General features: G+C 62.9%; 23 protein-coding genes and 1 other RNA gene. 15 read left to right on the top strand and 9 right to left on the bottom strand.

Annotated elements, in window-relative coordinates:
* Positions 1 to 26 precede the first annotated feature (26 nt).
* From NKI20_RS19400 to NKI20_RS19390, 3 genes are all read right to left on the bottom strand, one after another.
* Positions 27 to 1895 (bottom strand): extracellular solute-binding protein, encoded by a 1869-nt coding sequence (locus NKI20_RS19400; protein WP_352833146.1) that lies wholly within the window; start codon positions 1893 to 1895, stop codon positions 27 to 29.
* Positions 1895 to 3772: an extracellular solute-binding protein gene (locus NKI20_RS19395; protein WP_352486756.1), complete on the bottom strand. Its 1878-nt coding sequence runs from the start codon at positions 3770 to 3772 to the stop codon at positions 1895 to 1897. Before NKI20_RS19395 ends, NKI20_RS19400 begins: the two co-directional genes overlap by 1 nt.
* 157 nt (positions 3773 to 3929) lie before the next feature.
* Positions 3930 to 4613 (bottom strand): c-type cytochrome, encoded by a 684-nt coding sequence (locus NKI20_RS19390; protein ID WP_352486755.1) that lies wholly within the window; start codon positions 4611 to 4613, stop codon positions 3930 to 3932.
* Positions 4614 to 4804: 191 nt separating this feature from the next.
* Between NKI20_RS19390 and NKI20_RS19385 the strand changes: the two genes are divergently transcribed.
* The gene (locus NKI20_RS19385; RefSeq protein ID WP_352833141.1) at positions 4805 to 5533 is read left to right on the top strand and encodes a 3-deoxy-manno-octulosonate cytidylyltransferase; all 729 of its coding nucleotides are present in this window, start codon (positions 4805 to 4807) and stop codon (positions 5531 to 5533) included.
* Between the two features lie 44 nt (positions 5534 to 5577).
* A complete protein-coding gene (locus NKI20_RS19380) occupies positions 5578 to 6441 on the top strand; it encodes a prephenate dehydratase (RefSeq protein WP_352727089.1) in 864 nt (287 codons plus the stop codon).
* Here NKI20_RS19380 and NKI20_RS19375 read toward each other — a convergent pair.
* From NKI20_RS19375 to NKI20_RS19365, 3 genes are read right to left on the bottom strand one after another with little or no spacing between them, the layout of a single operon-like run.
* Positions 6438 to 6743: a Dabb family protein gene (locus NKI20_RS19375; protein WP_023758158.1), complete on the bottom strand. Its 306-nt coding sequence runs from the start codon at positions 6741 to 6743 to the stop codon at positions 6438 to 6440. The two genes, NKI20_RS19380 and NKI20_RS19375, sit on opposite strands and share 4 nt — an antisense overlap.
* Before the next feature lie 37 nt (positions 6744 to 6780).
* Positions 6781 to 7725 (bottom strand): NAD(+) diphosphatase, encoded by a 945-nt coding sequence (nudC, locus tag NKI20_RS19370; RefSeq protein ID WP_352833137.1) that lies wholly within the window; start codon positions 7723 to 7725, stop codon positions 6781 to 6783.
* A gap of 36 nt (positions 7726 to 7761) precedes the next feature.
* Positions 7762 to 8181, bottom strand: coding sequence for an HIT family protein (locus tag NKI20_RS19365; protein WP_023758156.1), 420 nt, complete (start codon positions 8179 to 8181; stop codon positions 7762 to 7764).
* Between the two features lie 307 nt (positions 8182 to 8488).
* On the opposite strand from NKI20_RS19365, the gene ffs reads away from it, so the two are divergent.
* The 13 genes from ffs (at position 8489) to NKI20_RS19300 (ending at position 20440) form a co-directional block, all read left to right on the top strand.
* An RNA gene (gene ffs, locus NKI20_RS19360) (signal recognition particle sRNA small type) lies at positions 8489 to 8585 on the top strand.
* A 104-nt stretch (positions 8586 to 8689) separates the two neighbouring features.
* The gene (locus NKI20_RS19355) at positions 8690 to 10507 is read left to right on the top strand and encodes a DNA polymerase III subunit gamma/tau (RefSeq protein ID WP_352833134.1); all 1818 of its coding nucleotides are present in this window, start codon (positions 8690 to 8692) and stop codon (positions 10505 to 10507) included.
* Between the two features lie 30 nt (positions 10508 to 10537).
* On the top strand, positions 10538 to 10861 hold the full coding sequence (locus tag NKI20_RS19350) for a YbaB/EbfC family nucleoid-associated protein (protein WP_352604114.1): 324 nt from the start codon (positions 10538 to 10540) through the stop codon (positions 10859 to 10861).
* Positions 10862 to 10885: 24 nt separating this feature from the next.
* On the top strand, positions 10886 to 11293 hold the full coding sequence (locus NKI20_RS19345; protein WP_023758153.1) for a hypothetical protein: 408 nt from the start codon (positions 10886 to 10888) through the stop codon (positions 11291 to 11293).
* Positions 11294 to 11427: 134 nt separating this feature from the next.
* The gene (locus NKI20_RS19340; RefSeq protein ID WP_352833131.1) at positions 11428 to 12357 is read left to right on the top strand and encodes a cell wall hydrolase; all 930 of its coding nucleotides are present in this window, start codon (positions 11428 to 11430) and stop codon (positions 12355 to 12357) included.
* A gap of 89 nt (positions 12358 to 12446) precedes the next feature.
* Positions 12447 to 13052, top strand: coding sequence for a recombination mediator RecR (gene recR / locus NKI20_RS19335; protein ID WP_352727082.1), 606 nt, complete (start codon positions 12447 to 12449; stop codon positions 13050 to 13052).
* 26 nt (positions 13053 to 13078) lie between these two features.
* Positions 13079 to 14347 carry a lytic murein transglycosylase gene (locus NKI20_RS19330; RefSeq protein ID WP_352833129.1) on the top strand — a complete coding sequence of 423 codons (1269 nt, stop codon included), beginning with the start codon at positions 13079 to 13081 and terminating at the stop codon, positions 14345 to 14347.
* Between the two features lie 260 nt (positions 14348 to 14607).
* Positions 14608 to 16251 carry an ABC transporter substrate-binding protein gene (locus NKI20_RS19325; protein ID WP_502898138.1) on the top strand — a complete coding sequence of 548 codons (1644 nt, stop codon included), beginning with the start codon at positions 14608 to 14610 and terminating at the stop codon, positions 16249 to 16251.
* 15 nt (positions 16252 to 16266) lie between these two features.
* On the top strand, positions 16267 to 17328 hold the full coding sequence (locus NKI20_RS19320) for an ABC transporter permease (protein WP_352833127.1): 1062 nt from the start codon (positions 16267 to 16269) through the stop codon (positions 17326 to 17328).
* 196 nt (positions 17329 to 17524) lie between these two features.
* The gene (gene nikC / locus NKI20_RS19315; RefSeq protein ID WP_352601493.1) at positions 17525 to 18451 is read left to right on the top strand and encodes a nickel transporter permease; all 927 of its coding nucleotides are present in this window, start codon (positions 17525 to 17527) and stop codon (positions 18449 to 18451) included.
* Positions 18448 to 19311 carry an ABC transporter ATP-binding protein gene (locus tag NKI20_RS19310; protein ID WP_352833123.1) on the top strand — a complete coding sequence of 288 codons (864 nt, stop codon included), beginning with the start codon at positions 18448 to 18450 and terminating at the stop codon, positions 19309 to 19311. The genes nikC and NKI20_RS19310 overlap by 4 nt, the downstream gene beginning before the upstream one ends.
* Positions 19308 to 20057 carry an ABC transporter ATP-binding protein gene (locus tag NKI20_RS19305; RefSeq protein WP_352833120.1) on the top strand — a complete coding sequence of 250 codons (750 nt, stop codon included), beginning with the start codon at positions 19308 to 19310 and terminating at the stop codon, positions 20055 to 20057. The genes NKI20_RS19310 and NKI20_RS19305 overlap by 4 nt, the downstream gene beginning before the upstream one ends.
* Before the next feature lie 44 nt (positions 20058 to 20101).
* On the top strand, positions 20102 to 20440 hold the full coding sequence (locus NKI20_RS19300; protein WP_352833117.1) for a hypothetical protein: 339 nt from the start codon (positions 20102 to 20104) through the stop codon (positions 20438 to 20440).
* Between the two features lie 12 nt (positions 20441 to 20452).
* Here the strand turns inward: NKI20_RS19300 and NKI20_RS19295 are convergent, their stop codons facing one another.
* From NKI20_RS19295 to NKI20_RS19285, 3 genes are read right to left on the bottom strand one after another with little or no spacing between them, the layout of a single operon-like run.
* Positions 20453 to 23551: an efflux RND transporter permease subunit gene (locus tag NKI20_RS19295; protein WP_352833114.1), complete on the bottom strand. Its 3099-nt coding sequence runs from the start codon at positions 23549 to 23551 to the stop codon at positions 20453 to 20455.
* Positions 23548 to 24621 (bottom strand): efflux RND transporter periplasmic adaptor subunit, encoded by a 1074-nt coding sequence (locus NKI20_RS19290; RefSeq protein WP_352833111.1) that lies wholly within the window; start codon positions 24619 to 24621, stop codon positions 23548 to 23550. Before NKI20_RS19290 ends, NKI20_RS19295 begins: the two co-directional genes overlap by 4 nt.
* A complete protein-coding gene (locus tag NKI20_RS19285) occupies positions 24618 to 25760 on the bottom strand; it encodes an efflux RND transporter periplasmic adaptor subunit (RefSeq protein WP_352833108.1) in 1143 nt (380 codons plus the stop codon). Before NKI20_RS19285 ends, NKI20_RS19290 begins: the two co-directional genes overlap by 4 nt.
* Between the last annotated feature and the right edge of the window lie 208 nt (positions 25761 to 25968).

The raw sequence follows: 25968 nt of genomic DNA, 5'->3' as shown, positions 1-25968 counted from the left end.
CTTTCTGTCCTCGTTGGACTGATATCTCAGGCTTTGCCAATTTTTGCCGCCTTGCCTTTGTCGAACCACCACAGCGCCTCGACCGGAAAGCCGAAATCGGGCTTCTGCTTGGGAAAGCCGAACATGTCCCAAAAGGCGCTTCGGTGATTCGCCAGGAACCAACTTGGAATCCAATCGCGCCGTGCGCGCAAGGCCCGATCGAGCGCCCGCATCGCAACGGTCAGACTCTCCCGATCCTTGGCCGCGCCGACTGCGTCGATCAGTTTGTCGATCGCAGGATCTGCGATGCCCGGCAGATTGCGCGAGCCGGACACTTTTGCCGTGCTTGAATGGAAGAAGGTTTCGAGGTCGTCGCGAGTCGGCGTGGCGTTGAACGAGAAAGCGGCCGACAGCAGATCGAAATCGAATGTCGCCTGTCTGGCTTGGTATTGCGCCGAATCGACCAGCCGGATCGTGGCGTCGATGCCGATCGCCTTCATATTGGCGACCCAGGGCGAATAGACCTGGACGAAGGTATCGTCGTCGACCATAAACTCGGCCGAAAGCCGGCCGCCCTTGTCGTTGACAACGAAATCGCCCGACCTTTTCCAGCCGGCCGCGGCCAAAAGCTTCGCTGCCTGGCCAAGCAGCTTGCGGTCACGGCCGGAGCCGTCAGACGGGGGCTGGCTTACCGCCTCGCCAAAGACCTCCGCTGGGAGCTGTGCGCGCAACGGCTCCAGCAGAGCCAGTTCCTGTGACGACGGCGGTCCTTCTGAGCGAAAGTCCGACTTCTCGAAACAGGACTGCGAGCGCTCATAGGAGCCGTAGAAGAAGTTGCGCCGCGTCCATTCAAAATCGAAGCAGAGAGCGATCGCCTGGCGCACACGCGCGTCGCGAAATTGCTCGCGTCGCTGGTTGACGGCGGTTCCCTGCATCGTCGGCCGTTTCTCGGCGGGAAATTCGTGCTTGACCACCTTGCCAGCGGTCAGGGCCGGAAAGTCGTAGGCGGTCGCCCAAACGCGCGACGTGAATTCCTCGCGATAGGTGATTTCGCCTTTTTTGAACGCTTCGAAGCCGGCCATGCGGTTCTGGTAGAACTCGATCCGGATAGTGTCGAAATTGTTCATGCCGCGATTGACCGGAAGGTCGCGGCCCCAATAGTCGGCCACCCGGTCGTATTCGATCCACGCGCCGGCCGAGAAGCGACCAACCTTGTAGGCGCCGGAGCCGAGCGGCGGATTCAGTTGCGAGGAGTCGAACGGGTTGGCCGTGTAGAAGGCCTTCGACAGGATAGGGAACTCTACGACATTGAGCACCGTGCGGGCGGACTGCTTGCCGGAAAAATTGAGCTTGAGCGTGTGCTGATCGACGGCGACCGCCTCGTCGAGGTGGATCAAGGACAGCGAAAAGTCGGGATGGCCCTTTTCCTTGAACAGCTTGAAGGTGAAGGCGGCGTCCTCTGCCGTCAGCGGCGTGCCGTCGTGGAAGCGCGCCTGCGGCCTCAGCGAGAACTCGAAGCTGTTGCGGTCGTCGGAAACCGTCACGCCGTCGGCGAGCTGCCCATAGAGGGCGTCCGGCTCGTCCAGGGCCCTGACCATCAGCGCGTCGAAACACATCTCCATGCGCGGCGGCGCATCGCCCTTCTGGGTGAAGGAGTTCAGCGTGTTGAAGGTCAGCGTGTTCTGGTTGTAGCCCCAGTTCGGCGGCGAGAAGTTGAAGGTGCCGCCCTTCGGCGCATCGACATTCACATAGTCGAAATGGGTGAAATCCGGGCTGTATTTGAGATCACCGAAGGCGGACAAGCCGTGCAGCTTCACGCCGGTCGCAATGGTGGCGAAGGCCTTGCCCGGCAGCATGGCGGCGGCAGCGGCGGCAGTGCCCAGGACGAGAAAATCACGGCGGGGCAGGACCGCCATCAATTGCTGCCCCTGTATTTGGCGGCCAGCGCCTTTTCCTTGTCGAGGTCGATCCACCAGGAGTCGGGATCATAGCCGGAATAGGCAGGCTGCTTGTCGGGGATGCCGAATTTGTTCCAGTAGGCCACCCATATTGCCGAGCGATGATATTGCGGCACGACATAGAAATTCCACAGCAGCACGCGGTCGAGCGCATGAGTGGCGGCGACGAGATCCTCGCGGTCGGTGGCGAAGATGACGCGGTCGACCAATGCGTCGACGGTCGGATCCTTGATGCCCATCAGATTTCGCGAACCGGGTGTGTCGGCGGCCTTCGAGCTCCAGAAATCGCGCTGCTCATTGCCGGCCGAATCCGACTGGCCGAACAGGCCGGTGACGACATCGAATTCGAAGTGGTTGACGCGGTTGATGTATTGCGTCTGGTCGATGATGCGCAACGTGGCATCAACGCCGATCTTGCGCAGATTGGCGATATAGGGGCTGGCGATCACCTGGTCGGTGTCGTTCCAGCCCAGGATCTCGAATTTGAACGGAGCGCCGGTCTTGGCATTGACCATCTTGCCGCCCTTGATCACCCAGCCGGCCTTGGCGAAGAGGTCGACGGCCTGTTTGAGGTACTTTCGTTCCGCTTGCGGTGAATCGTAGACTGGCAGCTTGAACTGCTGGGTGAAGAGTTCAGGCGGCAGCTTGTCGCGGTACTTTTCCAGGATTTCCAGTTCCTTGCCTTGCGGCAAACCGCTCGACGCCAGGTCGGTGCCCTGGAAATAGCTTGAAGTACGGGTGTTGGAACCGAAGAACAGCGTTCGGTTCATCGACTCGAAATCGAACGGATAGGTCAGCGCCTCGCGCACCAGGCGATCCTGGAACAGCGGCCGCCGTTGATTGAGCACGAATGCCTGCATCGGCTGCGGCGAGTGGCTCTCGAAGACCTTCTTGATGACGTCGCCGGCCTTGATCGCCGGGAAATCATAAGCTGTCGCCCATTTGCGCGAGCTGAATTCGCGGTTGAGGTCTTCCAGCCCGCCCTTGGTGAAGGCCAACCAGGCCGCATTGTCATCGAGTATATAGGTGAAACGCCGCGTATCGAAATTCTCGCGGCCGATCTTCACCGGCAGCTTCGCCGCCCAATAGTCCGGCACGCGCTGCCAGATGACTTCCGAGCCCGGTTTGAAGCTGGCGATCTTGTAGGCGGCCGAGCCGAGCGGAATCTCCAGCGTCGGCTTGGTGATGTCACGCTTCTTGCCATTGGCATCGGTGCCTTCCCACCAATGTTTCGGCAGCACTGCAAGATCGCCGATGATCTTGGGCAGTTCGCGGTTGCCCTTCTGGTTGAAATGGAACTCGACCTCGTGGTCCGAAATCGCCACCGCATCGGTGACATTTTCGAAGTAGCGGCTGTATTGCGCACTGTTCGCCTTGAGCACCTGGAACGACCAGATCACGTCGTCGACGGTGATCGGCTGGCCGTCATGCCATTTGGCACGCGGGTCCAGCCGGTAGGTCGCCGAGGAATAGTCGGGGGGATATTTGTACGCGTCGGCGATCAGCGGGTGGCTGGTGCTGCCTTCGTCGGTCGCCTGTTCCATCAGCGTATCGTAGAGCAGGCCACCGCCGAACCCGACCAGGCCGGCGGCCGGTGATCCCTGTACGATGTAGGGATTGAAACTGTCGAAGGTGCCGAGCACCACCGAATTCAACGTGCCGCCCTTGGGCGCGTTTGGGTTGACGTAGTCGTAGTGCTGGAAGTTGTCGCCGTATTTGGACTCGCCGATCAGCGATGAGGCGGTGCGCCATTCGTCCGCTCGGCTCGTCTGCAATCCGGCCGCCAGAAGGGCTGCCGCCAGCATCGACTTGAGAAGCGTTCGGCCAACCGTCATGCACTATCCTCTTCGCAATGCCCGTTCATGGACAATCTAGACGATTTGGCGCTCGTGAAAACCGCCATGCGCGGCTTTGTCGCCGCATATGCGGTTTTCCTAACGAAAAAGCCGGGCTGAACCCGGCTTTTTCAAGGTCGTCGAGATGGATATCCGGTTATTGAGCGGGCGCCGGTGCGGGTACGGCCGGAGCCGGAGCGGCCGGCTTGGCCGGCGCGGCACCTTCAGCCGGCTTCGCCGGGGCAGCACCTTCAGCCGGCTTGGCGGGCGCGGTTGCGTCGGCGGCAGCGCCTGGCGCCGGCAGCGGCTTCGGATTGTCGGACAGCGTGCGTAGATAGGCGATGACGTTGGCGCGATCCTCGTCCTTCGGCAGGCCGGCGAAGCCCATGGCGGTGCCCTTAACGAATTTCTTCGGCGAGGTGATGAAGTGGTTGATGTTGTCGTAGGTCCACTTCTCGGTGCCGCCCTTGGAAAATTCCTTCATGCCGGCCGAATAGGCAAAGCCTTCATGCTCGGCCACAGGGCGGTCGACGAGATCCCACAGATCGGGGCCGACCTTGTTGGGGCCGCCCTTTTCGCCGGAATGGCAGGCTTGGCATTTCTTGAAGACGGCAGCGCCTTGCTCGACATTGGCGGTGGCCAGCAGCTCGGCGATTGGCTTGGCTTCGGCGGCAGGCGCGGCCGGACCGCCTTCGGCAGGCTCAGCGGCCTCGATGGCGAAACCGGGCTTTTCCGGCGCCGGCGAGGCAAACAGCGCGTCCGACACAATGCCGACCGAGAAGACGACGAAAACGGTTCCGAGCAATCCGGCGAGCAGTTTGTTGACTTCGTTGGAATCCATACGCCCCTTGCTCCCTTTTCCGGCGGACCGAACCGTCCACTCCGTCCGTCGGTATCGTGATCACCCTGCCAGGGCGGTCAAATCGGGCGGAAACTAGGTCTTTTGCTGCGGCGTTGCAACACCTATAAGGGCGCTTCCAGTGAGACCTTTTGCCACTTTCCCTGTCCTCTTCGAGACGCCTTGCACCGCGCATGTCCACACTGATTCTGATCCCGGCCCGCATGGCCTCGACACGCCTGCCAGGCAAGCCGCTGGCCGACATCGCCGGCGCGCCGATGATCGTCCATGTCGCCCGCCGCGCCACGGAGTCCGGCCTCGGCCGGGTCGTGGTGGCGACCGACACGCAAAGCGTGGCCGAAGCGGTGCGTGCGCATGGTTTCGAGGCCGTGATGACGCGCATGGACCACCAATCCGGCTCCGACCGCATTCACGAGGCTCTGGTCGCGCTCGATCCCGAGCGCAAGGTCGAAACGATCGTCAATGTGCAGGGCGACCTGCCGACCATCGACCCCGGCATCATCGTCGCCTCGCTCAGGCCGTTCGATGACGGCGCGGTGGACATCGCCACCCTCGGCGTCGAGATCGTCCGCGATGAGGAAAAGACCAATCCCAACGTCGTCAAGATCGTCGGGTCGCCGCTCTCCCGCACCAGGCTGAGGGCGCTCTATTTCACGCGCGCCACGGCACCTTGGGGCGAGGGGCCGCTCTATCATCATGTCGGCCTCTATGCCTATCGTCGCGCCGCACTCGAGCGTTTCGTCGCGCTGAAGCCGTCGCCGCTGGAGCGGCGAGAACGGCTGGAACAGCTACGGGCGCTCGAAGCCGGCATGCGCATCGATGCCGAGATCGTCCAGTCGCTGCCGCTTGGCGTCGACACGCCGGAAGATCTCGAACGCGCCAGAGCCATCCTTGCAAACTGAGAAATCCCTTCGAAGCTGAGACCCCCTTGAATCGAGAATTGGCCATGCCTGAAAAGACCAACAGAATATCCTTCCAGGGCGAGCCGGGTGCCAATTCCGACACCGCTTCCCGCAACGTCTATCCATCGATGGAGCCGTTGCCGTGCCCGACCTTCGAGGACGCGTTCAACGCGGTCGAGACCGGCAAGGCCGATCTCGCCATGATTCCGATCGAGAACACAATTGCCGGGCGGGTCGCCGATATCCACCATCTGTTGCCGGAATCGAAGCTCCACATCATCGGCGAATACTTCCTGCCCATCCATTTCCAGCTGATGGTGCTGCCCGGCGTCAAACGCGACGAGATCAAGACCGTGCACAGCCACATCCACGCGCTTGGCCAGTGCCGCAAATACATCCGCAAGAACGGCTGGAAGGCGATCGTCGCCGGTGACACGGCTGGCGCCGCCAAGATGGTCTCCGAGGGCAAGGACCGCACCATGGCGGCGCTGTCGCCGACGCTGGCCGCGACGCTCTATGGGCTCGACATCATCGAGCATAATGTCGAGGACACCGACAGCAACGTCACCCGCTTTGTCGTCCTCACCAAGAACAAGCAATGGGCCGAGCGCCCGTCTCCGGACGTCAAGATGATGACGACCTTCATCTTCCGCGTCCGCAACGTGCCGGCCGCGCTCTACAAGGCGATGGGCGGTTTCGCCACCAACGGCATCAACATGACCAAGCTGGAGAGTTACCAGCTGGGGGCTTTCACCGCGACGCTGTTTTACGCCGACATAGAGGGTCATCCCGAAGATCCGCTGGTCAAGCTGGCGCTGGACGAGCTTCGCTTCTTCTCACGCGAAGTGCGAATTCTGGGCGTATATCCGGCCAGCGCGTCGCGTGAGCAGTGGAAGGTCGCTGACTAGATCACCGCGCCCAGCGGCACATAGTCGATTTCCATGAACGTCTCGACCTCCGGCACCCAGCGGTCGCGTACGAAAGCGACGTGGTCGGGATGATCGTTGTACCTGGTATAGGCAGCCTGATCGGCGAACTCCATCGAGAAGCCGAAACGATAGTCGTTCTTGGGGCTGATCTGCCGCAATTGCTCGAAATGCGTGACGCCCCTGATCGCGGTGAGGATTTTCTTGGCGTCGACCAGGAACCTCCGTTCCTCCAGCGAATGTGGCGGATGCTTCAGCGTGAAGACGACGGTGTGACGGATCATTTGCTGCTCCTGAATGGTCTTTCGATAGTCGCTGCCATCACTCCGAGTCGACCCAGGCGCGGATGAGGTGGTGAGCAATGGCGCCTTTCGGTGGCGTGACCAAATTGCCGGGATGCTCCCTGGTCAGCATCGAACGCACCTCGTCGCGGGCAAACCAACGGCAGTCCTCCAGCTCGTTCAAATCGGCCTGGATATCGTCGTTGAGCGGCTCGCCGAAGCAGCCGATCATCAGCGAATAAGGAAACGGCCAGGGCTGGCTGGCGTGATAGACGACGCGGCCAAGCCGGATGCCAGCCTCCTCCAGCGTCTCGCGGCGCACCGCCGCTTCGATCGTCTCGCCCGGCTCGATGAAGCCGGCAAGCGCGGAGTACATGCCCGGCGCGAAATGCCGGCCGCGCCCGAGCAGGCATTTCTCCCGCGTCGCCGTCAGCATGATCGCCACCGGGTCGGTACGCGGAAAATGCTCGGTGCCGCAATTCGGGCAGTGGCGCTTGTAGCCGCCGGCCCGCATCTGCGATTGCGTGCCGCATTTGCTGCAGAAACGATGGCTTGCATGCCAGGCCAGCAGCGCCGCCCCTTGCGCCATCGCGCCGGCGGCCGCCTCGTCGATCAGTCCCTGCATGTAGACGGAGCGGTAGTCGATTGCCTGGATGGTTTCCGGAAGCCGCTCCGGATCGACGCCGCCGGGCACGGCCAGCACGGGTCCCCGTTCGGAAAAACCGAGCAGGACACCCTGTTCGAGAAATGGTTCGAAAGGCTCGCTCTCGGAGGCGCCAAACCAGGGGTCGAGACCACTGCCATCCCCGAGCTTCAGATAGAGCCGCCCCCCATGCATCAACAGCAGCCGTGTCGCCGGGTCGGCGAGCGCCTTGTCGACCGAATCGTCGGCGCGGTTTTCGGACTGCCGGTCGATGATGTTGCCGGCAAAGCCGACGAACTGACTCGGCTCGCGCAAGGGCGCGTCAAACAGGCGGAAGCTCATGGAAACTCTGCGTTGCGGGATGGACACGGGGAACGCTTATAGCGCCGCCTTGATCGTTTCGGCAAACCGCCGCAGGTCGGAGCCTTTATAGGGCTCGCGCAGGCCGTATCCCCACACCGGGCCCGGCCAGCCGGGATCGCCTTCCGAACGCGCAATGATATGGATGTGCAGCTGGCGCACGATGTTGCCGAGCGCGCCGGTGTTGATCTTGGTGCAGCCTGTCGCTTTCTTCAGCGCCTGCGCCACCATATTGGTCTCGAAGGTCAGCATTGCCTGGTCGAGCGGCGTCATCTCGTGGATCTCCTCCGCGCCCGGCCGCTGTGGCACCAGGAGCAACCATGGCCAGCGGCGGTCGTTCATCACCCGCAGCTCGCACAGCCCCAGCCACATCAACTGCTCGCTATCCGCCTCCAGCCGGGAGTCCAGCGTGAATCCGGCCTTCAGGCCCGTCATCATCGGCGTTTCCCTTGCTTTTCTTGGTTTCCTCAAGGGCATGAACGCTAGAGCGGCGGCAAGGGGGCTGCAAGCGAATCATTGCGCCCTCGCGATCGACAGCTCTTCACGATAGGAATTTTTTCTTGATTTCGTGCCCTCAGCTATGGTACATATTTGCCCATGGTGCTGATTTGCGCCAGTGACCCACTGCGCAGGCGGGTTTTCGTTTGATGCTCCGTCAGCCGACGCGCCGGCGAAGGCTGCGAAGGAACCAGGGATTTCTTCTGCGCACTTGCATTTCATCGAACAATTGCCGATATGGACAGCGGGAGGTTGGTGGTGGACGATCCACTCGCCAACCGGGTCAGGTCCGGAAGGAAGCAGCCCTAACGAGCCCGGAACGGGTCATTGTTCCAGCCTCCCACCTCACCGGCCCTTCTCGCGACATTGACGACGCATTGCAGCGCAGGCGAGACTATGCGCAGGAATCGGCCGCCCTCGGGCGCGGCCATTTGGAGCTTATGGGCGAATGAGCGAAGCCGGAAATTCGGGACCAAAAAGCCTGGAGAATGGCAAGGCGGCCGCCTATCGCGTGCTGGCGCGCAAGTACCGTCCCTCGAACTTCTCAGAACTGGTCGGCCAGGAACCGACGGTGCGCACACTCACCAATGCCTTTGCCACCGGCCGCATCGCCCAGGCCTGGATGCTGACCGGCGTGCGTGGCGTCGGCAAGACCACGACGGCGCGCATACTTGCTCGTGCCCTGAACTACAAAACCGCTGATATCGACCAGCCGTCGGTCGACCTTGCCGTGCTCGGCGAACATTGCCAGGCGATCATGGAAGGCCGCCATGTCGATGTCATCGAGATGGACGCCGCCTCACACACCGGCATCGACGATATCAGGGACATCATCGAGCGCGTGCGCTATGCGCCGGTCTCGGCGCGCTACAAGGTCTACATCATCGACGAAGTGCACATGCTGTCGACGCAGGCCTTCAACGGCCTGTTGAAGACGCTGGAAGAGCCGCCGCCGCACGTCAAATTCATCTTTGCCACCACCGAGATCCGCAAGGTTCCGATCACTGTCCTGTCGCGCTGCCAGCGCTTTGACTTGAGGCGCATCGACGCCGGTGCGCTGGTCGCGCATCTCGCGTCGATCTCGGCCAAGGAGGGCATTTCGGTCGACGACGACGCGCTGGCGATGATCGCGCGCGCCGCCGAAGGCTCGGCCCGCGATTCGCTCTCCATCCTCGATCAAGCGATTGCCCATGGCGCCGGCTCGGTCAGCGCCGCTGCGGTTCGGGCGATGCTGGGGCTCGCCGACCGCGCCCGCATCGTCGACCTGTTCGAACATGTGATGAAGGGTGATGTAGCGGCTGCTCTTGCCGAATTCCGCGCGCAGTACGACACTGGTGCTGATCCGGCCGCCGTGCTGACCGATCTTGCCGAGTTCAACCATCTCGTCACGCGGCTGCGTTTCGTGCCGACGGCCATCGAGGATGCCTCGCTATCCGAGGACGAGCGGCAGCGCGGCGCGGATTTCGCCAGGACGCTGTCGGTCAGAGTGTTGTCGCGGACATGGCAGATGCTGCTCAAGGGCATTCCCGAGGTCCAGTCCTCCAACCGGCCGGTGAGTGCCGCCGAAATGGTGCTGATCCGGCTGGCGCATGCCGCCGACCTGCCGACGCTGGACGAGGCGTTGAGATCTCTTGAGGGCGCAACGCCGGTACAAAATGGCACCCCACGCCCGAATGGTACACCCGCGGGGTCGGGCAATGGTGGTGGCGCCAGTGCGATGGCGCAGACGCGCATGCCGGCCGGGCCGGGCGGTGCGCAGACCATGCGGCTCGTGGAGAGCACGCCTGCCCCTGTTGCTTTCATCGCTCCGCCGGAGCCGGTCGTCGAGACGCAATCGGCACCGCTGAAATCGCTCGCCGACATCATTGCCCTGGCCGACGCGCAGCGTGACATCGCCTTCAAGGTGCAGGTCAAGAGCTATATCCGCCTGGTTCGTATCGAGCCCGGCCGTATCGACGTCGGCCTGACCAGCGACGCGCCCAAGATGCTGCTCAACGACCTGACGACGAAGTTGCGCGCCTGGACCGGCCGCAGCTGGCTGGTTTCGCTGTCGAAGGAAGAGGGTGGCCAGACGCTCGCCGAGATGGAATCGGCCAAGCGCGAGAACGCCTTCCTCGATGCCAAGAGCGATCCGACGGTGGCCGCTATCCTGGCGCGCTTTCCCGGGGCCAAGATCATCGACGTGCGCATTCCAGACGCGCCGGAAGCCGAAACGGCCGAGGCCGAAGTGCCGGTCGAGCCGCCGGCTGACGACGACGAAACCTGACCACAGAACGAATCCGCAAAGGACCAGACCATGAAAGATCTTCTCGGCCTGATGGGCAAGGCGAAGGAAATGCAGGCCAAGTTCCAGGCCATGCAGGACGAGATCGCCACTCTGGAAGCGTCGGGCCAGGCCGGCGGCGGCCTGGTCAGCGTGACGCTGACCGGAAAATTCGAAATGAAGTCGCTGAAGATCGATCCATCCTTGTTCAAGGAGGACGATGTCGAGATCCTGGAAGACCTGGTGCTCGCCGCCCACAATGACGCCAAGACCAAGGTCGAGCAGATCATGCAGGAAAAGACCAAGGCGTTGACCGCCGGTCTGCCGATCCCGCCGGGAATGAAACTGCCCTTCTAGCGTTCGGCGCGCCCCATGGTCGACATGACCGAAGAGCCCACCGAAAGATTGATCGAGCAACGCATCCGCAACAGGATCTACGAGATCCTGGAAATCCTGGCCGACTGCGACGATGGCGTCGATCTCGTCGGTATCAAGGGCTACTTCAACCTGTTCGAGGACTTCGTCCATCGCCCGTCGATCGAGGCCGGCACATCTGCGCTTTCGAAAGACGAGCGCGCGATCGTGCTGGAGATCGCCGAGTTCCTGGAGGCGGCCAGCGAGACAAATCCGGACTTCACCAAGGCCGAGTTCGTTGAAAGCGGCTGGCCGGCAAGGATCGCGCCGACGGCCAGGGACGCGCGAGCGCTGTTCCTCCGGCGCGGCCTGTTCTCGGAGAAGATCGAAGAGGCTGAACCTGGCCAGCCGGTGGCGATTGCAGCCGGGAGGTAGCCCGCATAAAGCCATGCAACCGTGCCAATTTGGCAACAGTGCCCCAGTAATAACGTTTTGGCCATCTTTTTGCCTGAAAGTGTCTCATTCTTGCCGCAGCCTGGGGGCGGGCATGGACGTGAGAGGGTTACCTGTTGATTGCCACGCGATGGAAGGCGCCGCTGTTGCTCGGCGCCGTCATTTCACCCCTGTTTTTGGCTGCATGCAGCCAAACCACTTCGCACGGTATGTCCGTGGCCAGCCTGACCGATGCCATCACGCCGAGTTTCCTGAGCTCCCGGGCCTACAGCCATACGCCCAAGGACAAGGAATGCCTGGAACGGGCGATGTTCTTTGAATCCAATCGCTCAAGCCGCGACGGCATGATCGCCGTCGGCACGGTGGTGATGAACCGGCTCCGCTCCGGCAACCACGGAAGCACCATCTGCGAGGTGGTGGGCGAGGGTGGGCAGTTCGCGCCTGGCGTCATGACGAGGCCGATGAATTCGCGGGCGATGCCCGATGTCGAGGAAGCCGCCGATGCCGTGCTCAAGGGCGAGCGCAAGGCAAAGCTGAAGAACACGATGTATTTCCACACCGCCGGGCTGCGCTTCCCTTACAAGAACATGCACTACACGATGGTTGCCGGCGGCAATGCCTTTTATGAGAAGCGCGGCCGCAACTGGCAGCCGCTGCCGGATGAGCCGCAGGTCGCAATTGCCTCTGCGGCACCCGAGAAGCCGGCCGCACCGGCGATAATGGTCGCTTCCGCCGAGCCCGCACCTCCGGCCAGGACGGCAACCGTTCGATCCGCCCCTGCCCAACAGACCTATGTGACGGCGGCAGCTGCGCCGCCCGCGAAATCCGTGCGGGTCTCGGTCAAGCCGACGGTGGTGGCGATGCAGGAACCCATGGAAGAGCCGGATGCCGCCCGTTTTGGCGGAACCCTGAACACAAGGGTCATCTCCTCGGTTCAAAACGCGCCACAAGAGGCGACGATGGTGGGGTTCCAGTCGACGCCTGAGAATACCGACGCCATCGGCGCGATGATTGCCAGCCAGGACCGGCCACTCGAAACCAATTGATCCGAGCTCGATGGTCCACCAAGCCAATATGGCGGTTGATGCGGACGTGGGATGTTCCAAAGCGCTCTGAAAAATCCTAGATCAGAGCGATGTCGAAGCGAATCGCCGGTCCCGAGATCGAACGCCTGATCCAGCTCCTGGCCAAGGTGCCGGGGCTGGGACCCCGTTCGGCCAGGCGTGCGGCACTCCATCTGATCAAGAAGAAGGAGCAACTGCTGTCGCCGCTCGCCGCCGCCATGGCCGAGGCGGCAGACAAGGTGCGCATCTGCTCGACCTGCGGCAATGTCGATACATCCGACCCTTGCATGATCTGCACCGATCCGCGCCGTGACGCCGGCACCATCATCGTCGTCGAGGACGTCTCCGATCTGTGGGCGCTGGAGCGCGCGGCGGCGATGAATGTGCGTTATCACGTGCTCGGCGGCACGCTGTCGCCGCTCGACGGCATCGGGCCCGACCAGCTCAACTTGCGCTCGCTGGTCGACCGTGTCGCCGGTGGCGAGGTCAAGGAGGTCATCCTCGCCGTCAACGCGACGGTCGAGGGCCAGACCACCGCGCACTACCTCACCGACCAATTGTCCGGCTTCGACATCAAGGTGACGCGTCTGGCACATGGCGTGCCGGTCGGCGGCGAACTCGACTATCTCGACGAAGGCACGCTGGCCGCTGCACTGCGCTCGCGGACGGCGTTTTGACGAAGTTGGCGGGGATGTTTGTTGAGATGACTGCATTCCTTGGCGCAGAACGCAACCTTCGCAATGTAGTCTCTGCATTTCTTCTGGCCGCGCTAACCAGTCTCCTCCTTTCCGCTCCCGCCTCCGCTGCAACGATCAACGACCAGTTTCGCGCCTGGCTGCAGGACGACCTGTGGCCGCAGGCCAAGGCGAAAGGCATTTCCAGGCACACCTTCGATGCCGCCTTCGACGGCATCAATCCCAATCTGAAGCTGCCCGACCTGGTCAAACCGGGCGAGAAGGCGACCACGCCGCAGAAACAGCTCCAGGCCGAATTCGGCTCGCCCGGCGCCTATTTCGCCGAGAAGACGGTTCTTGCGGTGACGTCAGGCGGACGCGCGCGTGAAGCCACCAATGCCAGGACACTTGCAGCCATCGAGAAGCGCTACGGCGTGCCGGGAGAAGTGCTCTTGGCGATCTGGGGGCGCGAGACCGGTTTCGGCGCTGCGAAAATGCCTTATGACGCCTTCGAGGTGCTTGGCACCAAGGCGTTCATGTCGACCAAGAAGGACTTTTTCCGCACCGAGCTCCTGGCGGCACTCGAAATCGTCGAGCGCGGGCTGGCCCCGGTCGGCGCGATGAAATCGTCATGGGCCGGGGCGCTCGGCCAGCCGCAATTCATGCCGACCTCTTTCCTGAAGCATGCCGTCGATTTCGATGGCGACGGCCGCGTCGACATCTGGAACTCGACGCCGGATGTACTGGCTTCGATCGCCAATTATCTCGTCCATTATGGTTGGGTGAAGGGCCGCGGCTGGGGCTTCGAGGTGACTGTGCCGGATCAGGTTTCCTGCGCGCTGGAAGGCCCGGACCAGGGCAAGAAGATTTCGGAGTGGGCGGCAATGGGCATCAAGCGCGTCGGCGGCAAACCGTTTCCGACGAGCGAGCTGAAGGCCGAGGGTTTCCTGCTGATGCCGGCCGGGCGCAGCGGCCCGGCCTTTATCGCCACGCCCAATTTCTATGTGCTGAAGGAATACAACACGAGCGACCTCTACGCACTGTTCATCGGTCATGGCGCCGATCGCATAGCCCATGGCGACTCGAATTTTTCAGGGAACTGGGGCGCGGTTGGCGGGCTCCACCGTTCCGACATCGCTGCCCTGCAGCGCGCGCTGCAAGCCAAGGGCTATGATGTCGGCAGCGTCGACGGACTGCCCGGCTTCAAGACCCGCCGTTCGATCGGCAGGTGGCAGGCCAAGAACGGTCGCGCCGCAACCTGCTTCCCCGATGCGGAGTTGGTGACAGCGCTGAAGTAGCCCGGAATAGCAGATTTTTCTCATTTGGCAGCCTCGATTAGCCGCCAAATGCATCGACTTCCAACGGCTCCTTCTGGTCCAATACGTCGTCCTACAAAACCCCGTTGCCGAGTTGGGGGCTGCCGGATTAGGGTGTTGACCAACTGGACAAAAAACACGACGGTAGCGGGTCAGAGGCCGTCTTCCGGCCCCGAAAAAATCTTCTGCATTCCTGAGCCGGGAACTCAGGTCGCCAAACAACAAAACAGGGAACAATCACGATGATGATGGAAAAGTTTGCTCTCCGCTCCCGCATCTTGCTCGCGGGTGCGGCCATGTCCGCGCTGCTTCTGGCCGGCGCGCCTGCCGGTGCGGTCACGCCCGCCGACACGCTGGTCGAAGGTTTCGCGATCGACGACATCATCACCATGGATCCGGGCGAGGCATTCGAGCTATCTACTGCCGAGGTCACCGGCAACACCTATGATCTGCTGGTCCGTCTCGACCTCAACGACACCTCCAAGGTCAAGGGCGACCTGGCCGAAAGCTGGACCGTCTCCGACGATGGCCTGACCTACACGTTCAAACTCAAGCCCGGTCTCAAATTCGCTTCCGGCAATCCGATCACCGCGGCAGACGTCGCCTATTCATTCGAGCGTGCCATCAAGCTCGACAAGAGCCCGGCCTTCATCATCGGCCAGTTCGGCATCAGCGGCGACAACGTCACCGAAAAGGCCAAGGCGACCGACGACAGCACTTTCCAGTTCACCGTCGACAAGGCCTATGCGCCGAGCTTCGTGCTGAACTGCCTGTCGGCAACGGTCGCCTCGGTCGTCGATGCCAAGCTGGTCAAGGAACATGTCGTCACCGCGGCACCCACCGCCGACTACAAATGGGACAATGATTTCGGCAATGCCTGGCTGAAGACCGGCTATGCCGGCTCCGGCGTCTTCAAGCTGCGCGAATGGCGCGCCAACGAGGCTGTCGTTCTCGAGCGCAACGACAATTACTACGGCGAAAAGGCCAAGCTAGCCCGCGTCATTTATCGCAACATGAAGGAAAGCTCGGCCCAGCGCCTGGCGCTCGAAGCCGGCGACATCGACGTCGCCCGTAATCTCGAGCCGAACGACCTCGACGCCATCGCCAAGAACGCCGACCTCACCACCACCAGCGCGCCGAAGGGCACGGTCTACTATATCAGCCTCAACCAGAAGAACGCGAAACTCGCCAAGCCCGAGGTTCGCCAAGCGTTCAAATATCTGGTCGACTATGATGCCTTGAGCTCGACCATTCTCAAGGGCATCGGTGAGATCCACCAGACCTTCCTGCCCAAGGGCGTGCTCGGCGAACTCGACGAGAATCCGTTCAAGCTCGACGTCGCCAAGGCCAAGGAATTGTTGGCCAAGGCCGGTCTGGCTGACGGTTTCAGCGTAACCATGGACGTTCGCACCGGCCAGCCGACGACGGGCATGGCGGAATCGATCCAGCAGACCCTCGGACAGGCTGGCATCAAGCTGGAGATCATTCCCGGCGACGGCAAGCAGACGCTGACCAAGTATCGCGCCCGCAACCACGACATCTATATCGGCCAGTGGGGCCAGGACTATTTCGATCCGAATTCCAATGCCCAGACCTTTGCCTCGAACCCGGACAATTCGGATGCCGGCAAGTCCCACACGCTTGCCTGGCGGAACTCCTGGGACATTCCGGACCTGACCAAGGAAACGGAAGCGGCTTTGCTCGAGAAGGACGCCGGCAAGCGTGCCGATATGTACAAGGATCTCCAGAAGAAGATCCTCGACACCAGTCCCTTCGTCGTCATCCACCAGCAGCTGGAAGTGGCCGGCCTGCGCAAGAACCTCAAGGGCTTCGCACTCGGCCCGAGCTTCGACAGCAACTTCGTCGGGCCGGTCTCGAAAGAATAACGCCGCAGGCGCCGCATGAGCGCGGTTGAAAATGAGAGCGGGCGCGGCAGCGCCCGCGCCGTCGCCATTGCATCATCGCTCGGCCGCTTCCTGGTCATCGCGATCACGACCTATCTTGGTCTGCTCGCAGTGACTTTCTTCATCGGTCGTGTCATCCCGATCGACCCGGTGCTGGCGGTGCTCGGCGACCGGGCGCCGGCCAATGTCGTCGAGCGCACGCGCCGCGAGATGGGCCTCGACCTGCCGTTGATCGAGCAGTTCTATATCTATGTGAAAAATGCCCTGAACGGCAATTTCGGCGTCTCAGTGCTGACCACGAACCCCGTCATGACCGACATTCGCCGAGCGCTTCCGGCGACCACGGAGCTGGCGACGCTGGGAACGTTGATCGGTGCGCTGTTCGGCGTGCCGCTTGGTGTGCTGGCCGCGGTCAGGCGCGGCAGTCTCATCGACCAGATCGTGCGCATCATCGGCCTGATCGGCTATTCCGTGCCGATTTTCTGGCTCGGACTGCTGGCGCTGGTTTTGTTCTACGCCAAGCTGCAATGGGTGGCCTTCCCGGCGAGGCTCGACGTCGTCTATGAGTACACCTTCACGCCGATCACCGGTTTCTACCTGCTGGATTCCCTGTGGCAGCGGCAGTGGGATGTCTTCCACGATGCCTTCCGCCACATCATCCTGCCGGCTTCGCTGCTCGGCTATTTCTCGCTCGCCTATATCAGCCGCATGACGCGCTCGTTCATGCTCAACGAGCTGTCGCAGGAATACATCGTCGCGGCGCGCGCCAAGGGCCTGTCGGAGACCCGCATCATTTGGGGCCACGCATTACGCAACGCGGCCGTGCCGATGGTGACGGTGATTGCACTGTCCTATGCCGGCCTGCTTGAAGGTTCGGTGCTGACCGAGACTGTCTTTTCGTGGCCAGGCATCGGTCTCTACATCACCAATTCGCTGCAGAACGCCGACATGAATGCCGTGCTCGGCGGCACCATTGTGATCGGCTCGGTGTTCATCGCCATCAATCTGCTCTCCGACCTGCTCTACCGCGTGCTCGATCCGAGGACGAAGGTAAGATGAGCAGAGGCATCCCACTTTCGGGCTCAGTTGCGCCCAATCACCCCCACTCCGGCCCTTCGGGCCACCTCTCCCCCTGCCCGGGGGAGAGGAAAAGCCGGGCGCACGCCTGGCGCCTTTCCTCTCCCCCGTCGAGCGGGGGAGAGGTGGTCTGCGAAGCAGACCGGAGTGGGGGTCGACAGCTCCAAGAGGCATCGTCATGACCGCCTCCGACGCCCGCCCTCTCTCTCGTCGTGACTGGCTGCTCAGCGAGCGGCCGGCCTCGCGCATGCAGGCAAGACTCGGCCGCGCCTACGTGGCGTGGCGGCGCTTTTCCGCCAACCGGCTGGCGTTTCTCGGCCTGCTCATCATCATCGCCTTGCTGGTCGTTGCCGCCTTTGCCGGCGTGCTGGCGCCGTATTCGCCGACATTTGGCGACCTGAAAAACGCGCGTCTGCTGGCTCCGAGCGCCGAGCACTGGTTCGGCACCGACGACCTCGGCCGCGACATCCTTTCGCGCATCCTCTACGGCTCGCGCTGGACGCTTTATGTGGTCATCCTGGTTGCGATTATCGCCGCACCGATCGGCCTGCTGGTCGGCACTGTCGCCGGCTATGCCGGCGGCTGGACCGATGCCATCCTGATGCGCATCACCGATATTTTCCTCGCCTTCCCCAAGCTGATCCTGGCGCTGGCCTTTGTCGCAGCCCTTGGGCCAGGCATCGAGAACGCTGTGCTTGCCATCGCCATCACCTCCTGGCCGCCTTACGCACGCATCGCGCGCGCCGAGACGCTGACGGTGCGCAATTCCGATTACATCAAGGCGGTGCAACTGATGGGTGCCTCGCCTTTCCGAATCGTGCTGCGCCACATCATGCCGCTCTGCATCTCCTCGCTGATCATCCGGGTGACGCTCGACATGGCCGGCATCATCCTGACCGCCGCCGGCCTCGGTTTCCTCGGCCTTGGCGCGCAGCCACCGCTGCCGGAATGGGGCACGATGATCGCTTCGGGCCGCCGTTTCGTGCTTGATCAGTGGTGGGTGGCCGGCGCGCCAGGCTTCGCCATCCTCATCGTCAGCCTCGGCTTCAACCTGCTCGGCGATGGCCTGCGCGACGCGCTCGATCCGCGGAGCGGCGACCAATGAGCCACGATCCCAACCAGCAGCGATCAACGAGCGCGCTGCTCGATGTCGAGGATCTCCGCGTCACCTTCCCGACCCGCACCGGGCTGATCGAAGCGGTTCGCGGCGTCTCCTTTTCGCTCGGCCGCGAGCGGCTCGGCATCGTCGGCGAGTCCGGCTCGGGCAAATCGCAGACCGGCCGCGCCATCATGGGCCTGACGCCGCCGCAGGCGCGGATATCGGCCAACAAGCTTTCCTTCGACGGCATCGACCTGCTCAGCGTCTCGCCACGCGAACGCCGGTCACTGCGGGGAAAGCGCATCGCCATGATCCTGCAGGATCCGAAATATTCGCTCGATCCGGTGATGAGCATCGGCCGCCAGATCGTCGAGACGCTGCGCACCCATGAAAAGGTCGGCAAAGCCGAGGCGCGCGATCGCGCACTGGCAATGCTGGAGGCGGTGCAGATCCGCGATCCGGCCCGCGTCTTCGACCTGCATCCGCATGAAGTGTCCGGCGGCATGGGCCAGCGCGCCATGATCGCCATGATGCTGATCGCCGGGCCGGAAATGATGATTGCCGACGAGCCGACCTCGGCGCTCGACGTCACCGTGCAGCTCGACGTACTCGGCATTCTCGACAGGCTGGTCGGCGAGCGCGGCATGGGGTTGATCTTCATCTCGCACGATTTGCGCCTGGTCTCGTCCTTCTGCGACCGCGTCATCGTCATGTATGCAGGCAAGGTGGTCGAGCAGCTCAAGGCGTCCGAGCTCGGTCGGGCCCAGCATCCCTACACGCGCGGCCTGCTCAACTGCATGCCCAAGATCGGCGCCGACCGTCATCCACTGCCGGTGCTCGACCGCAAGCCGGAGTGGGCGGCATGACTTCTGCGATTGCCGTCGACGGGCTGGAAGTGATCTTCGACCGTTTTCGCGCGCTGAAGGGCGTCAGGCTTGACGTGCAGCCGGGCGAGTCCTTTGGCCTGGTCGGCGAATCCGGTTCAGGCAAGTCGACGCTGCTGCGGGCCATCGCCGGCCTTGCGCCGGTCGCTTCGGGCAGCATCGCCGTCAACGGCAAGACGCTCGGCGCGCGCCGCGACAAAGCCTTTTATCGCGAAGTCCAGATGGTCTTCCAGGATCCCTACGGCTCGCTGCATCCGCGCCAGACCGTCGACCGCCTGCTGCAGGAGCCGCTTGCCATCCACGGCTTCGCCGACGGCGAAAAGCGCATTCAGCGAGCACTCGACGAGGTCGGTCTCGGCAACGGCTTTCGCTTCCGCTACTCGCATCAATTGTCGGGCGGCCAGCGCCAGCGCGTGGCGATCGCACGTGCGCTTATCCTCGAACCGTCGATCCTGCTGCTCGACGAACCGACCTCGGCGCTCGACGCCTCGGTGCAGGCGGAAGTGCTCAACCTTCTGGAAGAAGTCCGCCGGCGGCGCAAGCTGACATTCCTGATGGTCAGCCACGACCTCGCCATCATCACCCATATGTGCGAGCGGCTGATGGTGATGCAAAGCGGCGAGGCGGTTGAGAATCTGGCGGCGGCAGACCTCGTTGAGCGCCGCGTGACCAAGGATTATACGCGCAACCTGCTGAGAGCGAGCGACGGGTTTGTGAGAACCGCCTGAATTCGTTCTTCCTGTGTACAGAACAACCGTCTTGGGGGACTACCATGGAGGAATGGAAGTTTGCTGACCCACCCAATGTCGCGGTGTTGTCGGACAAGAGCATATTTAAACGTGGCGACTGGATCGCATACGTTGTGCATGAAGATGACGACGACGACAGCTACAACGATGACGGTGGCAGTTGGCAATTCCACAACAGCGAACCCGGACCTGTGGATGACGGCGATATAATGCTCGTCGGCCTGCAAGAGGTGGTTCAACTGGATGAAAGCATCCTGGCATTGGCCGATTTGCCAAAAGGTTGGTATGCTTGGCGCGCCTCGAAATCGTCGCCATGGCAGCGCGCCAGGTCGCACCCTGCACCCTCCAACGACAACGAATGATCCGGCAAGGCCTTAAGTTGAACCTTGCACCAGTTCGCCGTTCTCCAGAACGGGTGGCTCTTCCCGGCCTTTCGGCTCCTTGATCCTGAACCAGGCCACATAGAGCGCCGGCAGGAACAGCAGCGTGATCGCCGTACCGGCAATGATGCCGCCCATCATGGCGAACGCCATCGGTGCCCAGAACACCTCCCGTGCGATCGGGATCAGCGCCAGGCTGGCAGCGGCGGCCGTCAGCGCGATCGGTCGCATGCGATGTTCGGTGGCTTCGATCACCGCCGCCCAGCGGTCCTTGCCTTCGGCGACCAGATCCTCGATCTGCACGATCAGGATGACCGAGTTGCGGATCAGGATGCCGATCAACGCCAGCACGCCGAGGATGGCGACGAAGCCGAGCGGGGCGCCGCTTGGCAACAGTGCAGCAACCACGCCGATCAACCCAAGCGGTGCGACGGCAACGACCAGGAACAGGCGCTGGAAGCTTTGCAACTGGATCATCAGGATCGTCGCCATGATGAACAGCATCAGCGGCACGACCGCCGCGATCGGGCCCTGGCTTTTGGCGCTTTCCTCGACCGAGCCGGCGGTGGCGATGGCATAGCCGACCGGCAGCTTGGCGATGAAGGCATCGACCGAGGGTTTCAGCTCGTCGACCACGGTCGCCGGCAGCGCATCGCCCACGAGTCCGGCGCCCACGGTGATCGTCGGCACGCGGCTGCGTCGCCAGACTGTCGGCTGCTCCAACTCGTAGTGGAAGTTGGCGACGGCGGCCAGCGGGATGGATTCGCCGGCACCGGTCGGCAATTGCATGTTGCGCAGCGTCTCGATCGAGCCGCGTTCGGCATCGCGCGAACGCACCACGACGTTGATCAGGTATGTGGCGTCGCGCACCTGGGTTATGGTGACGCCGCCGACGATGCTGTTCAGCGCATTGGAGATGTCCGACGAGGTGACGCCAAGCTGGCGCGCCTTGTCCTGCAGCACGTCCACTTTCAGCACCCGCGACGGTTCATTCCAGTCGAAGATCGGCGCGCCAAGCTTGGGATTGGCCGAGATGACGCCTGCCAGTTGCTGGGACAGCGTCCTCACCGCCTGGATGTCGGGGCCGCTGACGCGGTATTGCACCGGCCGGCCGACGGGCGGACCGAGTTCGAGCGTTTTGACGAAGGCGTCGGTGCCGACGAAGTCGTCGCGCAGCATTTTTTCGATTGCCGCCTTCGCCCTGTCGCGCGCCTCGACGTTCTTGGTGACGATGACGGTCTGGCCGAAATAGGGATTGGCTGGCTGCACGTCATAGGCAAGCACGAAGCGTACCGCACCCTGTCCGATGTAGGAGCTCCAGTGATCGATGTCGCGATTGCCGGCAAGGGCTGCCCTCTCGAAGCGCTCCATCTGGTCGCGCGTCTCGGCGATCGATGAATTCTGCGGCAGGTGCCAATCGACGATAAGTTCCGGCCGGTCGGAGGACGGGAAGAACTGCTGCTGGACAAAGCCCATGCCGACGACCGAGGCGGCGAATAACAGCGCCGTCGCGATGATCGTCAGCCAGTGGCGGCGCACCGACCCGACCAGCACGCCGCGGAACAGCGAGGTGAAACGGCCGGGCTTGTCGTGGTGCTTCTGCTTCATCACCGCGGGCAGGATGGTGATGCCGAGCAGCGGCGCAAACAGCACCGCGACGATCCAGGACACCAGAAGCGAGACGGCAATGACGACGAACAGCGTGTAGGTGTATTCGCCAGCCGCACTGTTGTTGAGACCGATCGGAATGAAGCCGGTTACCGTCACCAGCGTTCCGGTCAGCATCGGAAACGCGGTTGAGGTGTAGACATAGGTCGCCGCCTTGCGCAGATTGTCGCCGGCCTCCAGCCTCGCCACCATCATTTCCACGGCAATCATCGCGTCGTCGACCAGCAGGCCGAGCGCGATGATCAGCGCGCCCAGCGAAATGCGCTGTAGCGAGATGCCGAGATAGTTCATGAACAGGAAGGTGATGGCGAGCACCAGCGGGATCGACAGCGCCACGACGAAGCCGGCGCGCATGCCGAGGCTGATGAACGAGACGGCAAGCACGATGGCGACAGCCTCGAACAGCGCGCGGGTGAAGCCCGAGACCGCTTCCTCGACAATGACAGGCTGGTCTGCGACCAGATGTACGCCGACACCAACCGGCAGGTCGGCGACGATCTTGTCCATCTCGACCTTCAGCGCCTTGCCGAAGTCGAGCAAATTGGCGTTGGGCTTCATGCCGATGGCGAGCCCGATCGCATCCTCGCCGTTGAAACGGAACAATGTCGTCGGCGGATCGGCGTAGCCGCGGGTGATGGTGGCGACATCGCTCAGCCGAAAGAAACGGTCGTTGACGCGCAAATTGATGGCGCGCAGGCTTTCCTCCGAAGTGAACTGGCCCGAGACGCGCACGCTGACGCGTTCGGGGCCGGTCTCGATAACGCCCGATGGTGCGATCGCGTTCTGCGCCTGTAGGCTAGCGACGATCGCCTGCTGGTTCAGGCCAAGGGCTGCGATCTGACGGGTCGAAAATTCGAGATAGATCGCCTCGTCCTGGGCGCCGATCAGGTCGACCTTGCCGGCATTGGGCACGGCGAGGATTCGAGTGCGCGCCTGCTCGACATAGTCGCGCAGCTGGCGCGATGTCAGCCCGTCCGCCGTGAAGGCGTAGATATTGCCGTAGACGTCGCCAAAACTGTCGTTGAAGAACGGACCCTGCACGCCCTGCGGAAACTGGGCGCCGATGTCGTTGATCATGTTGCGGATGCGCACCCAGGTCGGCGATACGTCACGTGCCTTGGTCGACGGCTTGAGATTGACGAAGACGACGGTCTTGCCGGCCGTGGTGACGGATTTGCTGTAGTCGAGGCTGTCGAGTTCCTCCAGTTTCTTCTCGATGCGGTCGGTTACTTGCCGGACTGTCTCGTTGACCGAGGCGCCCGGCCAGTTGGCCTGGATCAGCATGGTCTTGATGGTGAAGGCTGGGTCTTCCTCGCGGCCGAGATTGAGATAGGCCGAGACGCCGGCGACGACGAACACCAGCATGAAATACCAGACCAGCGAACGATGGCTGAGCGCCCAGTCGGAGAGGTTGAAGCCCTTCACTTGGCGGCTCCGTCGGGGATCTTGACCGTCTCGCCCGGAGTCAGGCTGTGCACGCCTGCGGTGACGACGCGTGCACCCGCGTTAAGTCCGCCGGTGACGACAAAGCTGCCGCCGCGTTTGGCGCCGATCTGGATATCGTGCAAGGCGACCTTCGATTGCGCATCGACGATCCACACTTGCTGCTTGCCGTCCTTTTCGAGCAGTGCCGACAGCGGCAGCTCGATCGTCGGCTCGATCGGCATCACCCGTGTCGCCGTGACCGTCGAGCCGAGCCGGAACGCGGTCGGCGCATTGAGCAGCGTCAGGCGCACGCGGCGGGTGCGGGTCGAACTATCGGCCTGCGGCGCGATCTCGCGCAGCTTGGCTTCCGTGCGGATCGCGGGCAGAGACTGCAGGATGACATCGAAGCCGGTTCCGTCAGCCAGGTCGCCGGTCAGCTGGTCGGGAATATCGACGACGGCTTCGCGCACGTCCGAGCGCGCCACCGTCACCACGGTCTGGCCGGCCGATACTGTCTGCCCGACTTCGGCGCCGGTGGCGGTGACGACGCCATCGAAATCCGAAAACAGGCGGGCATAGCCAAGCTGTTCCTGCGATTTAGCCAGCGCCGCCCTGGCGCGCTCGACATTGGCCTGCGCGGCTTGCCGCGCCTGCTGGGCTGCCTCATAGGTGGCCTGCGAGGTGTTCCTGTCTGCCAGCAATGCGCGCTGGCGCTCCTCGCTGGCGTAAGCATTGGTGAATTCCGCCTGTGCGTTGGAGAGGCCAGCCTTGGCTGCCTGAACGGCCAATTCCAGCGCCGTCGGATCGAGCGTGGCGATCGTCGTACCCTTGGTGACGAGGTCGCCGATATCGACGTCGCGGGTGACGACACGGCCAAGCAGGCGGAAGGCCAGGTTGGCACTGAATTCCGGCTCGACGACGCCGGCGAAGCCAAGCGTCTGGCTGGTGCGCGGCTGGACCACCACCGAAAGCACCGGCCGGATGATCTCGGGCGCCTTTTCCGGCTCGGCCGAACAGGCGCCGACAACAACCAGCGCCGACAGGGCGATCATGCGCGCTTGCCGGTTCATTGCGTTGCCCCTCCGGCGATCTCGACCGTCTGGCCCGGGCTTAGCAATTGTCCACCGGCAGTGATGACGTGCTGGCCGGGCTCCAGCCCCTTGTCGACGACGATGACGCCGGAACCATAAGCGAGAATATCGACCGGCGCGACGGTGACCTTCTTGGAAGCAGGGTCGACGAGCCAGACCGCAGGCTGACCGTTGCTGGAGGTCAGCGCCTGCCAGGGCAGGATCACGGCTTTCACCGGCTGGGCGCTGACCGTGCCGGTGACGGCGGCGCCAAGCGGCATGGCGGCAGGGGTCTCGGGAATGGCGACCTTGACCCGAACCGAGGCCGAGGCGGCGTCGACCACCGGAGAAATCTCTCGCACCTTGCCTGTCGCCTTCACCGACGGATCCGACACCAGCGTGATCGACACCGGCGGTGGTGCCATCGAGCTGCCGGCAACCAGCGTTTCATGAACGTTGAAGACGGCGTCGCGGTCGCCGTCCTCGGCGATGGTGAAGACTGTTTGTGCCCCTTGCACCACCTGGCCGGCCTCGACCGAACGTGCCGTGACGACACCCGGCGCGCCGGCCCGCAGCTCGGTGAAGGTGAAGCTCTCCCGGGCATTGTCCAACGCGCTCTGCGCCTGCTGGACGCCGCCTTGTGCAACGCTCTGCACCTGTGCTGCCTGATCGTAGTCCCGGCGCGTGGTAAAACCCTGAGCAAGCAGCGTCTTTTGGCGCTCGAAGGCGGCGGATGCCTGCGTCAATTGCGCCTGTGCTGCGTCGAGATCGGCCTGCGCCGAGCGCAGGTCCGATTCCTGCTCCTGTGGATCGATGCGGGCCAGCAACGTGCCCTTGTCGACATGCTGCCCGATTTCCACCAGCCGCTCTGCGACGCGGCCGCCGACCCGGAAGGCGAGGTTGTTCAGCGTGCGCGCGGCGATGACCCCGGTCAGCGACGTCGTCGGGGCATAGAAGGAGATTTCGACTTCGGCGGTGCGCACCATGGTCGGCAGCTTGTGTTCGGCCGCCTCCTGCTTCTGGCAACCCGCAAGCAGCAGGCTGGCCATCGTGCAGGCGATAAGGATAGGGGCATTTCGAAACGGCAAAGGGCTGGATGGCGACAGTGGCAAGGCGGGAGATGTCACGTTCCAGCTCATGGCTCTCTCGCCTGTGTGGGACGCTCCCACCACGGAGCCTCGCGGCGTCAGAAGATAGTCGATCCCTTGGAAAAGGGAACCTCCTTCGCACGCTTACCGGTCGACTGGTTCTGGCCGCGCGGGGCGACAGGCCCAATCGCCTGTTGACGGTGCCAACTTGAGGAAAACGTGAAATAAGGTCAGAAGACGTGTCAGCGACATCAAACAG

The sequence above is a fragment of the Mesorhizobium sp. M0830 genome, assembly GCF_040319965.1.
GTDB lineage: Bacteria > Pseudomonadota > Alphaproteobacteria > Rhizobiales > Rhizobiaceae > Mesorhizobium.
The sequence above is the reverse complement of the archived record's forward strand: the minus strand, read 5'-3'. Positions and strand labels throughout refer to the sequence as shown.

What these genes read in the sequence shown, in the direction of transcription:
- NKI20_RS19350 (WP_352604114.1), top strand. Translation starts at nt 10,538, where the DNA reads ATGAAAGATCTTCTCGGCCTGATGGGCAAGGCGAAGGAAATGCAGGCC.
- NKI20_RS19390 (WP_352486755.1), bottom strand. Translation starts at nt 4,613, where the DNA reads ATGGATTCCAACGAAGTCAACAAACTGCTCGCCGGATTGCTCGGAACC.
- NKI20_RS19290 (WP_352833111.1), bottom strand. Translation starts at nt 24,621, where the DNA reads ATGAACCGGCAAGCGCGCATGATCGCCCTGTCGGCGCTGGTTGTTGTC.
- NKI20_RS19375 (WP_023758158.1), bottom strand. Translation starts at nt 6,743, where the DNA reads ATGATCCGTCACACCGTCGTCTTCACGCTGAAGCATCCGCCACATTCG.
- NKI20_RS19305 (WP_352833120.1), top strand. Translation starts at nt 19,308, where the DNA reads ATGACTTCTGCGATTGCCGTCGACGGGCTGGAAGTGATCTTCGACCGT.
- NKI20_RS19345 (WP_023758153.1), top strand. Translation starts at nt 10,886, where the DNA reads ATGACCGAAGAGCCCACCGAAAGATTGATCGAGCAACGCATCCGCAAC.
- NKI20_RS19330 (WP_352833129.1), top strand. Translation starts at nt 13,079, where the DNA reads ATGACTGCATTCCTTGGCGCAGAACGCAACCTTCGCAATGTAGTCTCT.
- NKI20_RS19395 (WP_352486756.1), bottom strand. Translation starts at nt 3,772, where the DNA reads ATGACGGTTGGCCGAACGCTTCTCAAGTCGATGCTGGCGGCAGCCCTT.
- NKI20_RS19310 (WP_352833123.1), top strand. Translation starts at nt 18,448, where the DNA reads ATGAGCCACGATCCCAACCAGCAGCGATCAACGAGCGCGCTGCTCGAT.
- NKI20_RS19400 (WP_352833146.1), bottom strand. Translation starts at nt 1,895, where the DNA reads ATGGCGGTCCTGCCCCGCCGTGATTTTCTCGTCCTGGGCACTGCCGCC.
- NKI20_RS19385 (WP_352833141.1), top strand. Translation starts at nt 4,805, where the DNA reads ATGTCCACACTGATTCTGATCCCGGCCCGCATGGCCTCGACACGCCTG.
- NKI20_RS19355 (WP_352833134.1), top strand. Translation starts at nt 8,690, where the DNA reads ATGAGCGAAGCCGGAAATTCGGGACCAAAAAGCCTGGAGAATGGCAAG.
- recR (WP_352727082.1), top strand. Translation starts at nt 12,447, where the DNA reads ATGTCGAAGCGAATCGCCGGTCCCGAGATCGAACGCCTGATCCAGCTC.
- NKI20_RS19365 (WP_023758156.1), bottom strand. Translation starts at nt 8,181, where the DNA reads ATGATGACGGGCCTGAAGGCCGGATTCACGCTGGACTCCCGGCTGGAG.
- nikC (WP_352601493.1), top strand. Translation starts at nt 17,525, where the DNA reads ATGACCGCCTCCGACGCCCGCCCTCTCTCTCGTCGTGACTGGCTGCTC.
- NKI20_RS19325 (WP_502898138.1), top strand. Translation starts at nt 14,608, where the DNA reads ATGATGATGGAAAAGTTTGCTCTCCGCTCCCGCATCTTGCTCGCGGGT.
- NKI20_RS19300 (WP_352833117.1), top strand. Translation starts at nt 20,102, where the DNA reads ATGGAGGAATGGAAGTTTGCTGACCCACCCAATGTCGCGGTGTTGTCG.
- nudC (WP_352833137.1), bottom strand. Translation starts at nt 7,725, where the DNA reads ATGAGCTTCCGCCTGTTTGACGCGCCCTTGCGCGAGCCGAGTCAGTTC.
- NKI20_RS19285 (WP_352833108.1), bottom strand. Translation starts at nt 25,760, where the DNA reads ATGAGCTGGAACGTGACATCTCCCGCCTTGCCACTGTCGCCATCCAGC.
- NKI20_RS19320 (WP_352833127.1), top strand. Translation starts at nt 16,267, where the DNA reads ATGAGCGCGGTTGAAAATGAGAGCGGGCGCGGCAGCGCCCGCGCCGTC.
- NKI20_RS19380 (WP_352727089.1), top strand. Translation starts at nt 5,578, where the DNA reads ATGCCTGAAAAGACCAACAGAATATCCTTCCAGGGCGAGCCGGGTGCC.